The following is an 11,757-nucleotide window of genomic DNA, read 5'->3' as shown; positions in this document are numbered from 1 at the left end:
GGCGGGCTACCACCCGCAGGCGCCCCTGTCCTATGAGAAGCCGGGCTCGTTCCTCGAGGGGCTGGCAATGCCGTCGACCGGCGGCCACGTCGCCTGGCTCGGCGACCTCGGCGGCCATTTGCCGCTCGAAGCCGGCATCCTCGATCTGTGCGAGGTCGCGCTGAGCCGATTTGCCGATGCATCCTTCCCAGCCGAACCCTTGCTGCCGGATTTCGATTTCGAAGCGCTGTGGCAGGCCTTCGTGACGCTGCGCCAGGCCAGCAGCGGCTGCGCCCTCAAGGTCCACTACGATGACCCTTCCAGGCGCGGCCTGCTGAAGCCGGAAGCCATCTGGGAAGTGGAGAACGCCATGCGGCTGACGGCGCCGCAGATCCGCGCGGCCTCGGTCATCCGCACCTCCTGGCATCGCACGCTGCTGTCGMTSTTCGAMCGCTTCGAYCTCATYGCSCTGCCGACCGCGCAGGTCTTYCCCTTCGAWRTCRSCACRCACTGGCCAAGCGARGTSGCCGGACGACCGATGGACAGCTAYCACCGCTGGATGCAGGTCTCAGCCTTTGCCACGCTGGGCGGCTGCCCGGCGGTCAATGTGCCGGTCGGCTTCGACGACAAGGGGCGGCCGATGGGCATGCAGCTGATCGGCCGGCCGCGCGGCGACCTCGCCGTGCTGAAGGCGGCTGCCGCCTATGAGGCGACACTGCCCTGGCAGGCCGGCGCTTGAGGCGCGTGTAACGGCCATACGCTTCGCGTATGGCTTGCGCGGAGCCTGTCGCCATGCATTGATTGTCGGCTGCTGGATCGACAGCATTCCAAGGGAAAAACCATGTCGCTCGAACTCTACGCCGCTTACGTCCTCGCCTGCATCGTCATCATCCTGGTGCCCGGTCCAACCGTCACGCTGATCATCGCCAACAGCATTCGCCACGGCGCCCGCGCCGGCCTCGCCAATGTCGCCGGCACACAGGCAGGCCTTGCCATCATGATCGCCATCGTCGGCATCGGCCTCAACACGCTGATCGCGGGCATGGGCCATTGGTTCGAATGGGTGCGGCTGATCGGCGCCGCCTACCTGATCTGGATGGGCGTACAGATGTTCCGCTCCAAGGGCACGCTGAACGCCGACGGCACCGCGAGGAAGCCGCGTGGCGGCTTCTTCTTGCAGGGCCTGCTGGTGGCGCTGAGCAATCCCAAGACGCTGGTGTTCTTCGGGGCCTTCTTTCCGCAGTTCATCGCGCCGCAGGGCAATTACACGCTGCAGATCGTCGTCATGGGCCTGACCGCCATGATCTTCGCCGCCATGTCGGATTCGACCTACGCTCTGGCCGCCAGCCGCGCCGGGCGCCTGCTGTCGGCCAGCCGCATCAAGCTCATGTCCAGAATCAGCGGCAGCTTCCTGGTTGGCGGCGGCCTGTGGCTGGCGTTTTCAAGATCGAAGTAAAGGCGGCCGCGAGGCCGGCGCCGCAAAGAGTTGCTGCGCCCTGGAATGGTAGCCGATTGAAAGTGTGTTCTCCCACCACCACATGAATCTGTGTTGAGGGATTCATGTTTGCTTTTTGGACTAGGGATGGTTTGAAAAGGAACGCGCCTGGCGTGGTCCTATTTTCTGGTCTTTTTGCGATAATGGCTGCCTTGGCGCTGAACGAGTCTACGAATGACGCAAGCCCAACCCGGTCGGTTGTTGCGCTCGATGGGACGATCAAGAGCGTATACTGGGTTAGGAATAACGTGCCCACCTACGCGCTGTCCCTCAATGATAACTCGTTCGTATTTGTTGACGACAAAGAACTGCATCCCATCGGCTCACAAGTCAGGATTGAGCGCGTTACCCGAAGCAATGGCTCCATAGCTTACCGGTTTGCCAATTGAAGCATTGCTCCGTGAGCAGCTTGGAATGCTCACAGCCAACGAAAAGTGGATGCCAATTCAAGGTTTATCGTTGTCGCCTTGGTCGTGAGGGAAAATCTCAGGGGCATATTTCTCTCGGCTCTCGTCCTGAGCCTGTGTTTTCTTGCAGTCACCGCGCTGATGGCAAGGCAGGCCGGCCCGATTGTCAGCCGGGATCGCATAACGGGCACAGTTGCCACCGTCCTCGACGCCTCTCCGTCTCCGGATACCAAACTCACCGGCGGATCCCGTTACCTCTACGGTGTCCGCCTCAGGGAAAACAGCCCGTTGATCTTCGCCTGATGACGCCCCGCGGACTGCCGGATCGGACGTTTCGATTGAGCGGCAGCACCGTGAGAACGGCAGCGATACGTTTCGTCTCCTTCGCGATTGAGCAACCCGATGCGTGGCGTCCAGAGCACACATCGGCTCTGGTGACACGTATGAGAAACAGGAACTAAAGCCGCGCCAGCCTCTCCACCAGCAGCGCGAAGAAGCCGTCATGGTCGATGTCGCGCATCACCATGGCGTTCTTCGGACGTTTGGTCACGCCCCACCAATCGATCACGGTCATGCCCATGGTCAGTTCCGAGGCGGTTTCCACGCTGACATTGCAGTTGCGGCCCTTGAACAGCTCCGGCTTCAAGAGATAGGCGATGACGCAGGGGTCGTGCAGCGGCCCGCCATCGGTGCCGTATTTGCCCTCGTCGTAACGCTCGAAGAACTCCAGCATGTCGGCGGTCGCGATGCCGACCTTGGTGCCGAGCGCACGAAAAGCCTGCGTGCGCTTGGYCGTGGTCAGCGCCTTGTGGGTGACGTCGAGCGGCATCATCACGATCGGAATGCCGGCCTTGAACACCAGATCGGCAGCCTGCGGATCGACATAGATGTTGAATTCGGCCGCCGGCGTGACGTTGCCGCCCTCGAAGAAGCCGCCGCCCATCAGCACGATTTCCTTGATGCGCGGCGCGATCCGWGGTTCGCGGATCAGCGCCAGCGCGATGTTGGTCAGAGGCCCGAGCGGGCAGAGCGTGATGGTGCCGCTCTCTTCCTTCATGAGCGTCTCGACGATGAAGTCGACGGCATACTGCTCCTGCAGCTTCATCGTCGGTTCGGGCAGCTGCGGCCCATTGAGGCCGGTCTTGCCATGCACTTCCTCGGCGGTGACCAGTGTGCGTGCCAAGGGGCGGATGGCACCGGCATAGACCTTGATTTCCGGCCGGCCGGCCAGTTCGCAGATCTTGCGAGCATTCTTTTCGGTTAATTTCAGCGGCACGTTGCCGGCAACGGCGGTGATGCCGACGATCTCCAGCTCGCTGCTGCCGAGCGCCAGCAGAATGGCGACGGCATCGTCCTGGCCGGGATCGGTGTCGATGATGATCTTGCGTGGTTGGGGCATTTCAATTCCTTGTTTGGCTGGCCGTGAGCTCACCGGATCGAGAGCGCGCCTGAAGGACGCCGAACCGGCTGCAAGCTGCCGAACCGCTCGACCGGGAAACGGTCCCGACCCCAGCGCTTCTCTTTGCATCCGCGCGTCGTTTCAAGCGCCATGTCGATTATTCCTGTGAGTCCAAGGCCTGGTCTTTTTGGGCGGGTCTTCTGGTGGCTTGAACTTGGTCGCGGGGCGGACCATATCAAGAGCATCGGGAAAAATGCCATCTGGGTTTTTCCACTTTATGTCGCTCTTGAGAGGACAGTGTAACATGAGCCGAATGACGCCTTTCTCCAGCCCGCTTCTCCTTGGTTTCGACGCCATGGAAAAGACCCTGGAGCGCCTGGCGAAATCCGGTGACAGCTACCCTCCCTACAACATCGAACGGCTCAGCGGTGCTGACGGCAAGGCCGAAAGGCTGCGCATTACGCTCGCCGTCGCCGGTTTCGCCGAAAGCGACCTCGATGTGACAACGGAGGAGAACCAGCTGGTCGTGCGCGGCCGTCAGACCGACGATACCGAGCGCGAATTTCTTCATCGCGGCATCGCCGCGCGCCAGTTCCAGCGCTGCTTCGTGCTGGCCGACGGCATGCGGGTGATCGCGGCGGAGTTGAAAAACGGCCTTTTGTCGATCGACCTCGATCGGCCGGAGTCCGAACGGCTGGTACGGAAAATAAACATATCGGTGAAAGACTGATCTTTACCGATGGCTCTCATGCGGGATGGCCTATCCCCCTGAAAAGGGCGGCGTCCTCGCGCCAAGGAGGCTTGAAATGACCAGAACTGAAACGATCACCATGACCAATGGCGAATTCGCCCATCTCGGCGAGGGCTCGGTCGCTTATCTCAGAAAGGTCTCGAGCGACGAATTGCTCGGCCGTTTCCCCAATCTCGGTGAGATCGCGCCCGGCATGGAGTTGTGGGCGCTGTTTGCCGCCAATGGCCAGCCGATCCTGCTGTCCGATGCGCGTGACCGCGCTCTGGCCGGCGCCATGGAAAACGACCTGACCACGGTCGCTATTCACTAAGCGATCGATTGGCTGAAACGAAAAGGGCCGCTCACGGCGGCCCTTGGCGATCTCATTCCAAAATATGGCTTCAGGCCGCGTGCGAGGCCTGCGTGTCCGACARCAGCGCGTGGATYGCCGTWGCGTCGCGCGTKCCYCTGACCTTGGCCACCGTGTCGGCRTCGCGCAGCACSCGCGCGATGCGYGACARMGCCTTGAGRTGATCGGCRCCYGCCCCTTCCGGCGCCARCAGCAGRAACACCAGATCGACMGGCTGGTCATCCAGCGMYTCGAAATCGACCGGCGTYTCCAGCCGGGCRAAAACMCCGGCGATGCGCTTCACGCCGGCGAGCTTGCCATGCGGAATGGCGATGCCGTTGCCGACGCCGGTCGAGCCCAGCCGCTCACGCTGCAGGATGGTGTCGAACACTTCCCTCTCCGGAATGCCCGAAATCGCCGCTGCCCGTTCGGACAGCAATTGCAGAAGCTGCTTCTTGGAGTTCGCCTTCAACGCCGGCAAAATCGCCGGAACGCTGATAAGATCGCTCAGATCCATGCTTGAAAATCCCTTGTTCGCCTGCCGTCGCCAGTCCCCACCCCTCGTGCGGCTGGCTTTTATCCCTGCGCGACCTTGGTCGTGGACGGGTCGATCCAGCCAATGTTTCCGTCGGGCCGGCGATAGACGATATTGAGATGGTCGGTTCCGGCGTTGCGGAAAACGAACACCGGACTGTCCTTGGTATCGAGTTCGATGACCGCCGATGCCACCGACATGGTCTTCAGCGTCATGGTCGATTCGGCGACGATGGCCGGCGCGAAATCCTCCGGGATCTCCTCGTCATCATCGGCAAGCGGCGCCATCACCGTATAGGCGATGTCGGTCAACTCACCATTGCCATTGCCCGAATTGTGGGATTTGAGACGGCGCTTGTAGCGCCGAAGCCGGGTCTCCAGCCGATCGGCCGCGGCCTCGAAGGCAAGCGTCGGATCCTGGGCATCGCCGGTKGCCTGCAGCGAGGCGCCGGAATCCAGTCGGATCATGCAATCCGCCTGATAGCGCGAACCCGATTTGATGACGGTGACGTGTCCCGCAAAGCCGCGATCGAAATATTTGCCGATCGCTTCGCCGACACGATCGTTGATGCGTGTGCGGAACGCATCGCCGATATCCATGTGTTTTCCCGATATGCGCAGATTCATCTGAAAACTGACCTTCCTTGCTCAGGCTTCAAATTGGCCTGAGTTTATACTCGTGATCCGTGCGCACAAGCTTTGCGGCGTCACTCGCGCCGATTTAAATCCGAACTTTCCGGTTGATCACAAGCCGCCCTTTTGACCGTCCCGAGGCCATTGTCGTGACGGACCATCCGCTAGCGGGCATCGGGCCCGTCTCATGCGGGCGGGCTTCTAGCCACTTCCCCACGGCTTGTCAATGAAGCTCGAAAGCTGTGGAAAATCGCAAGCTCGTGGAGCAGTTCATCGTTTCACGGAAAACGCCGAACCGCTCCATCTCTTTGTCTTGACGCAATTCCGCACGGAAAACCACACTTTTCCTGGAATTGCTCTAGCGGCCGGCGCTGGCCAGCGCCCGCTTCTCGCGCCGGCGCTGGACGGAAGACGGAATATTCATGCCCTCCCGGTACTTGGCAACCGTGCGCCGCGCAATATCGACGCCGCTCTCCTTGAGCATGTCGACGATCGCGTCGTCGGACAGCACGTCGACGGGTTTCTCCTCGTCGATCAGCTGCTTGATGCGATCCCGCACAGCTTCCGAGGAATGCGCGTCGCCACCGCCCGACGCGGCGATCGAAGCGGTGAAGAAATAGCGCAGTTCGAACACGCCGCGCGGGGTCAGCATGTATTTGTTGGCGGTGACGCGGCTGACGGTCGATTCGTGCATGCCGATGGCGTCGGCCACCGTGCGCAAATTCAGCGGCTTCAGCTGGCGCACGCCATGGACCAGGAACGCATCCTGCTGCCGCACGATTTCCGAGGCCACTTTGAGGATGGTCTTTGCCCGCTGGTCGAGGCTGCGCGTCAGCCAGTTGGCGTTTTGCAGGCACTCGGCCAGGAAATCCTTTTCCGCCTGGTTCTTCGCGTGCGGCGAGACCTGGGCGAAATAGATATGGTCGACCAGCACACGCGGCAGCGTTTCGGCGTTGAGTTCGACGGTCCAGCTGCCGTCATTGGCCGCACGCACCTCGACATCGGCAACGATGGCGTCGCTGGCGCCGCCCGAAAACGCCATGCCCGGGCGCGGATCGAGGGCCCGGATCTCGGCCAGCATGTCGAGCAAATCCTCCTCGTCGACGCCGCAGATCCGCTTCAGCGCCTGGAAATCGCGCCGCGCCAGGAGCTCGAGATTGGCGACCAGGGCCTTCATCGCCGGGTCGAGGCGGTCGCGCACGGCAAGCTGCAGCGAAAGACATTCGGCAAGATCGCGGGCGAACAGCCCGGCCGGCTCGAAAGCCTGGCACACCGCCAGCACCTTGGCCACCGTGGCAGCGTCGGCGCCAAGACGCGCGGCGACCTCGGCCAGGTCCGCGCGTAGATAACCAGTCTCGTCGAGCCCGTCGGCGAGGTCGGCCGCGATCAGCCGCGCCACGGGATCGGCGAAGGCGAGTGCGACCTGCTCGCCGACATGGTCGCGCAAGGTGATGGCGCCCGCCGCCATGTCGCCGGCATCAAGCCCCTCGGACGAGGAGCCACCGCCATTGCCCGAAGCCGATTTCCATTGCGCCGTCAGGTCGGGTCCGAGCCGCTCGCTGGTGCCGGGATCGTCGGGAAACAGGTTTTCCAGCGACGTATCGAGTTTTTCCGAGATCGCCTCGGCGCTCCATCCCGCCTCGTTCTCGAACCAGTCGCCGTCGGCGGCCGCTTGCGGCTCGGCCTCGGTCTTCTGCGCCTGGTCGCTCGCGGCATCGTCCTGCGGCTCGGCGCGCTCCAGAAGCGGGTTGCGCTCGATCTCCTCGTCGATGAAGTGCTCGAGTTCGAGATGGGTGAACTGCAGCAGCCGAATCGACTGCATCAGCTGCGGCGTCATCACCAGCGACTGCGACTGTCGGAGCTGTAGTTTCGCCGCCAACGCCATGGTTCGGTTTCAAACGCCTTCTATACGCAGACTTACCGGAAATGAATTTCGCGGCCGACCATAGAAACTGGCCCGGCTTTTGCTTGTCAAGGCAAAGCCTAGCAAAAGCCGCTTACCGGAGCGTTATCCCGGAGCAAAATCGCGGAAAAACATCCCGTTCCGCGCAAAAAATCGTGTCAGGAAACAATTTTCACGCCCAAGGCAATTCCAGGACAAGCGCGTTGCGGTCCGGAATTGCGCGGAAAAAGAGTCAGAGCGTAAAACCCTCGCCGAGATAGAGCCGCCGTACGTCCGGGTTCGCCACCACTTCGTCGGCGCGGCCATGGGTCAGCACCTGGCCGGCATGGATGATGTAGGCGCGGTCGATCAGCCCGAGCGTCTCGCGCACATTGTGGTCGGTGATGAGGACGCCGATGCCGCGCGCCGTCAGGTGGCGCACMAGYTGCTGGATATCGGCGACAGCGATCGGATCGATGCCGGCAAACGGCTCGTCGAGCAGCATGTAGGCCGGGCGMGTCGCCAGCGCGCGCGCRATTTCMAGGCGYCGCCGCTCGCCRCCGGAGAGCGACATGGATGGCGCCTTGCGCAGATGGCTGATGTGGAATTCCTCGAGCAGTTCGTCGAGATTACGCTCGCGCACCTTGCGGTCCTTTTCGACCACTTCGAGCACGGCGCGGATATTCTGCTCGACGTTGAGGCCGCGGAAGATCGACGCCTCCTGCGGCAGATAGCCGATGCCGAGGCGCGCACGGCGGTACATCGGCATCGAGGTGACGTCGAAGCCGTCGATCTCGATCGTGCCTTCATCCACCGGCACCAGGCCAGTGACCATGTAGAAACACGTCGTCTTGCCCGCGCCGTTGGGTCCGAGCAGCCCGACGGCCTCGCCGGCACGCACGCCAATGGTTACGCCGCTGACCACCTTGCGCCCCTTGTAGCTCTTGGTCAGGCCCTTGGCGATCAAGGTTCCCTTGAACTTCGCCTTATCGACGGTGATCGTGGCCGGAGCCGAAATCTTGCTTGCGGCTCGTCCCGGAAGACGCGCCGTCAGCGATGACAGGCTGGCCATTAGGGGTTCGTCGCTCCCGATTTCGGCGCATCCGATTTCGGCGGGGGCGTCATCGACATGATGACGCGTCCGCCGCAACCATCGACGTTTGCGAGGCCGGTCTTCATCTGCACGGTCAACTTGCAGCCCTTGAGCACATTAGGACCTTGCGACATCACCACTTCCTTGCCGGACAGGACCAGCACCTGGGTCTTCATGTCGAAAGTGCCGCTGTCGCCGGTTGCAACCTGGTCGTTCGACTTGATGTAGACCTTGCCGCTGACTTCGAGGTGGTCGATGTTGGCGGAGCCGGTCATCGCGGCGCCCGCCGCTTCGGTGCCCTTGGCCGCCGCGTTGGGATCCTTGACGTAATAGACCATCATCTTGCCGGCCTTGAGCAGGGTTGGCCCCTGGACGACGGTGACGTTGCCGGTGAACACGGCGAGACTCTCAGCCTGCCGGACCTCCAGCTTGTCGCTTTCGATCTGTATCGGCTGGTCGCCGGACAGTTTGAGTCCGGACATCTGGCCACTGGCACTGGACTGTGCCAGCGAGGGCGCCATCCCCAGCAGGATCAGCGCCGAGGTTGCGGCCACAAGCCGTGTCGAACTATTGAGCCACATTCGCTTCTTCGCCCTTTGCCTGAGCCGCCTTCAGAGCGGCGGGATCGATGTTGACGCGCACCCGTTTCTCGAACACCAGGACCTTGCCATTGTCCTGGACCGACATGGAATCCGCTGTGATCTGCGACCCGCCACGGCTGACATCGACGGGATCATCCGTCTTCATAGTGCCTTTGCCCATGTCGAGGAAGACCGATTTGAACTTGGCTTGCATGCCGTCGGTCGTGGTTATCGTGACGTCACTGGTCATTTTCATCGTGTTGCCGTCGCGATCGTAGGTCCCGCGCGAGGCTTTGATCGCAGCGACATTGTCCGGCCCGACCGGCACCTTGGCGTCTATGCCTTCGAGTTCGATTATGCCTTGCGTGTTGACATCCTGTATCGCCCGCAGGGCTGTCATCGAATAGGGCTGCTTCTGCTTGGTAAAACCGTTGAGCTTGGGATTGGCCATCACCAGCTTGCCGTTGGAAAAAGCGGTGCCTTCCGCCTGCACCGCGACGGAGACGGGTGCGGCGAGATAGGAGTAGACCGGGAAGGCGACGGCGATCAGCGCCGCAGCCAAGGGCACGGCGAATTTGAGCACGCGCACGCGGCGCGAATGACGCTGGGCGCGGTCGAACGCATCGCCCCGCGTCCAGCCATCCGCCGGGGGACCCAACTCCATCTCGGGGCTGGTCGGTTCATTCGATCKCGCTAACATGACTGCTTTCTTCTAAACCCCTGCCCGCCAGGGAGCACCGCCTATAGGTGGGGGGCCAGTGCCCTCAAGCAAGCACAAGCCCACGAAAACCGCAAAAATGTGACAACTGTGGTTGTACAAACGAAAACGAGGTCGGCACAACAGCCGGTACTTCATAGCAGAAATGGACGTGCCTGCGCCGTTTTTTCATCGCCGCCGTTTCTCCCCCTTACCTTGCGTCCCTTGCGCAGGCCAGTCACAAAACTGACAGCGTTAGGATCGCCTTGGGCGGATTGCCGCGCCATATCGAAGACGGAACTGCTTCCCGCTGAGGACATCATGGTCTAAAAGCGTCCGTTCCCGCCGACTGTGAGGCTGACCATGGCATTGAGAGCCGACGACCTGATCGACCGCCGCCGTTTGCGGCGCAAGCTGACATTCTGGCGTGTTGTGGCCATCGGCATCGTCGCCCTCGGGGTGATTGCGCTGTCGGGCTGGTTTTATCGCGACGATCTCGGCGGCTCGACCGTCGACCACATCGCCAAGGTCAGGATCGAAGGCACGATCACCGAGGACGAGGAACTCATCAAGCGGCTGGAGGACATCCGCAAGTCGTCGAAGGTGAAAGGTGTGATCCTGGCGATCGATTCACCCGGCGGCACCACTGTCGGTGGTGAATCGATATACGAGGAAGTGCGCAAGGTGGCCGCCGACAAGCCGGTCGTGGCCGAAGTCGGCACGCTCGCCGCATCGGCGGGCTATATGATCGCCAGTGCCGCCGACCACATTGTCGCCCGCAAGACCTCGATTGTCGGCTCGATCGGCGTGCTGATCCAGTATCCTGACGTCAGCGGCCTGATGGACAAGCTCGGCGTCAAGCTGGAGGAGGTGAAATCCTCGCCGCTCAAGGCCTCGCCCTCTCCCTTCAAGCCGACCAATGACGACGAGCGCGCCATGGTCCGCAAGCTTATCCTCGACAGCTACGACTGGTTCGTCGGCATCGTCGCCGAACGCCGCAAGATGACCCACGAACAGGCACTSGCGCTYGCCGACGGGTCGATCTTCACCGGCCGSCAGGGYGTCGCCAACSGSCTGATCGAYGCCGTCGGCGGCGAGACCGAGGCGRTCGACTGGCTSGCSACCAAGGGTGTCGATGCCAAGCTCAAGGTGGTCGAATGGAAGGACACGGACCGGCGCAGCAGCTTCCTGTGGTCAAAAGCCATGGTGAAAATGGCCGGCAGCGCACTCGGCCTGCCGGACTCCAGCAGCGATGTCATCCACGAACTTGGCGCCGACCGCTTGTTTCTTGACGGCCTCGTTTCCGTCTGGCACCCTTGAGCGCGGTTTGGGACAGCTAAAAAGCCAATAAAATCATCCTCATAATTTCGACCGCACTGCTTTCACGGGGACCCGTCTGATGATCAAGTCCGAACTTGTGCAGATTATTGCCACGCGCAATCCGCATCTTTTCCTGCGCGACGTCGAAAACATTGTCGGCGCGATCTTCGACGAGATCACCGACGCCCTTGCTGAAGGCAACCGGGTCGAGCTGCGCGGCTTCGGTGCTTTTTCGGTGAAAAACCGCCCCGCCCGCACCGGCCGCAACCCGCGCACCGGCGAATCCGTCGAGGTCGAGGAGAAATGGGTGCCGTTCTTCAAGACCGGTAAGGAACTGCGCGAAAGGCTGAACGGCGGCAAGTAGGCGCGCCTTCAGCGCCAGCTTCCGACGGAAAACATAATGCTCAATCGTTTCATGCTCATCGTGGTCTTCGTGCCCCTGGCGATCATTCTGATTGCCTTGGCCGTCGCCAACCGCGAACTCGTCGCCTTCACGCTGGACCCGTTCAATCCCGGCAATCCGAAGCTGACGCTGACGTTGCCGCTGTTCATCTTCCTGTTCCTGGCGCTCGCCATCGGCATGATCGTCGGCAGCCTGGCGACCTGGGTCARGCAGGGCCGCTAYCGCAAGCTGGCRCGCCAGCGCGGCGTCGAGGCC

Annotated in this window: 14 protein-coding genes; 7 read left to right on the top strand and 7 right to left on the bottom strand. The window is 62.0% G+C overall.

Translation table 11 applies throughout. The features are described 5' to 3' along the window. On the top strand, window positions 1–718 hold a 718-nt coding region (locus AC1DX0_RS22220; protein ID WP_477356878.1), incomplete at its 5' end, for an amidase family protein. 102 nt (window positions 719–820) lie between these two features. Further along, window positions 821–1,435 carry a LysE family translocator gene (locus tag AC1DX0_RS22215; protein WP_172224173.1) on the top strand — a complete coding sequence of 205 codons (615 nt, stop codon included), beginning with the start codon at window positions 821–823 and terminating at the stop codon, window positions 1,433–1,435. A gap of 903 nt (window positions 1,436–2,338) precedes the next feature. Here AC1DX0_RS22215 and AC1DX0_RS22210 read toward each other — a convergent pair. After that, on the bottom strand, window positions 2,339–3,280 hold the full coding sequence (locus AC1DX0_RS22210; protein WP_477356876.1) for a nucleoside hydrolase: 942 nt from the start codon (window positions 3,278–3,280) through the stop codon (window positions 2,339–2,341). Window positions 3,281–3,584: 304 nt separating this feature from the next. Here AC1DX0_RS22210 and AC1DX0_RS22205 point away from each other — a divergent pair, with 304 nt between their 5' ends. Both AC1DX0_RS22205 and AC1DX0_RS22200 read left to right on the top strand, forming a co-directional pair. Beyond that, window positions 3,585–4,010: an Hsp20 family protein gene (locus AC1DX0_RS22205; protein ID WP_013893014.1), complete on the top strand. Its 426-nt coding sequence runs from the start codon at window positions 3,585–3,587 to the stop codon at window positions 4,008–4,010. Window positions 4,011–4,086: 76 nt separating this feature from the next. Beyond that, window positions 4,087–4,341 carry a BQ00720 family protein gene (locus AC1DX0_RS22200; RefSeq protein ID WP_013529590.1) on the top strand — a complete coding sequence of 85 codons (255 nt, stop codon included), beginning with the start codon at window positions 4,087–4,089 and terminating at the stop codon, window positions 4,339–4,341. A gap of 70 nt (window positions 4,342–4,411) precedes the next feature. Here the strand turns inward: AC1DX0_RS22200 and ptsN are convergent, their stop codons facing one another. From ptsN to lptC, 6 genes are all read right to left on the bottom strand, one after another. Then, the gene (gene ptsN / locus AC1DX0_RS22195) at window positions 4,412–4,876 is read right to left on the bottom strand and encodes a PTS IIA-like nitrogen regulatory protein PtsN (protein WP_477356874.1); all 465 of its coding nucleotides are present in this window, start codon (window positions 4,874–4,876) and stop codon (window positions 4,412–4,414) included. A 59-nt stretch (window positions 4,877–4,935) separates the two neighbouring features. Further along, window positions 4,936–5,520: a ribosome hibernation-promoting factor, HPF/YfiA family gene (gene hpf / locus AC1DX0_RS22190; protein ID WP_137932810.1), complete on the bottom strand. Its 585-nt coding sequence runs from the start codon at window positions 5,518–5,520 to the stop codon at window positions 4,936–4,938. A gap of 364 nt (window positions 5,521–5,884) precedes the next feature. Further along, complete coding sequence (gene rpoN, locus AC1DX0_RS22185) at window positions 5,885–7,411, bottom strand: RNA polymerase factor sigma-54 (RefSeq protein ID WP_477220148.1); 1,527 nt, start codon at window positions 7,409–7,411, stop codon at window positions 5,885–5,887. Between the two features lie 250 nt (window positions 7,412–7,661). Continuing rightward, window positions 7,662–8,480, bottom strand: coding sequence for an LPS export ABC transporter ATP-binding protein (gene lptB / locus AC1DX0_RS22180; protein ID WP_477220149.1), 819 nt, complete (start codon window positions 8,478–8,480; stop codon window positions 7,662–7,664). Then, window positions 8,480–9,082, bottom strand: coding sequence for an LptA/OstA family protein (locus AC1DX0_RS22175; RefSeq protein ID WP_477220150.1), 603 nt, complete (start codon window positions 9,080–9,082; stop codon window positions 8,480–8,482). Before AC1DX0_RS22175 ends, lptB begins: the two co-directional genes overlap by 1 nt. Beyond that, window positions 9,069–9,782: an LPS export ABC transporter periplasmic protein LptC gene (gene lptC, locus AC1DX0_RS22170; protein ID WP_477220151.1), complete on the bottom strand. Its 714-nt coding sequence runs from the start codon at window positions 9,780–9,782 to the stop codon at window positions 9,069–9,071. Before lptC ends, AC1DX0_RS22175 begins: the two co-directional genes overlap by 14 nt. Window positions 9,783–10,142: 360 nt before the next feature. Here lptC and sppA point away from each other — a divergent pair, with 360 nt between their 5' ends. From sppA to AC1DX0_RS22155, 3 genes are all read left to right on the top strand, one after another. Next, on the top strand, window positions 10,143–11,099 hold the full coding sequence (gene sppA / locus AC1DX0_RS22165; protein WP_477356872.1) for a signal peptide peptidase SppA: 957 nt from the start codon (window positions 10,143–10,145) through the stop codon (window positions 11,097–11,099). 79 nt (window positions 11,100–11,178) lie between these two features. Beyond that, entirely contained in the window at window positions 11,179–11,463 is a 285-nt protein-coding gene (locus AC1DX0_RS22160; protein ID WP_006200394.1) for an integration host factor subunit beta, read from the top strand. Window positions 11,464–11,499: 36 nt separating this feature from the next. Continuing rightward, window positions 11,500–11,757 (top strand): DUF1049 domain-containing protein (locus tag AC1DX0_RS22155; protein ID WP_477356870.1); only part of this gene is annotated, 258 nt, incomplete at its 3' end.

The sequence above is a fragment of the Mesorhizobium sp. P3_A9 genome, from assembly GCF_056402975.1.
This window is presented reverse-complemented; position numbering and strand designations above follow the sequence as displayed.

Bases quoted from the DNA above. Each gene is read 5' to 3' on its own strand.
- AC1DX0_RS22215 (WP_172224173.1), top strand. From the start codon at position 821: ATGTCGCTCGAACTCTACGCCGCTTACGTCCTCGCCTGCATCGTCATC.
- AC1DX0_RS22205 (WP_013893014.1), top strand. From the start codon at position 3,585: ATGAGCCGAATGACGCCTTTCTCCAGCCCGCTTCTCCTTGGTTTCGAC.
- AC1DX0_RS22200 (WP_013529590.1), top strand. From the start codon at position 4,087: ATGACCAGAACTGAAACGATCACCATGACCAATGGCGAATTCGCCCAT.
- rpoN (WP_477220148.1), bottom strand. From the start codon at position 7,411: ATGGCGTTGGCGGCGAAACTACAGCTCCGACAGTCGCAGTCGCTGGTG.
- AC1DX0_RS22175 (WP_477220150.1), bottom strand. From the start codon at position 9,082: ATGTGGCTCAATAGTTCGACACGGCTTGTGGCCGCAACCTCGGCGCTG.
- AC1DX0_RS22160 (WP_006200394.1), top strand. From the start codon at position 11,179: ATGATCAAGTCCGAACTTGTGCAGATTATTGCCACGCGCAATCCGCAT.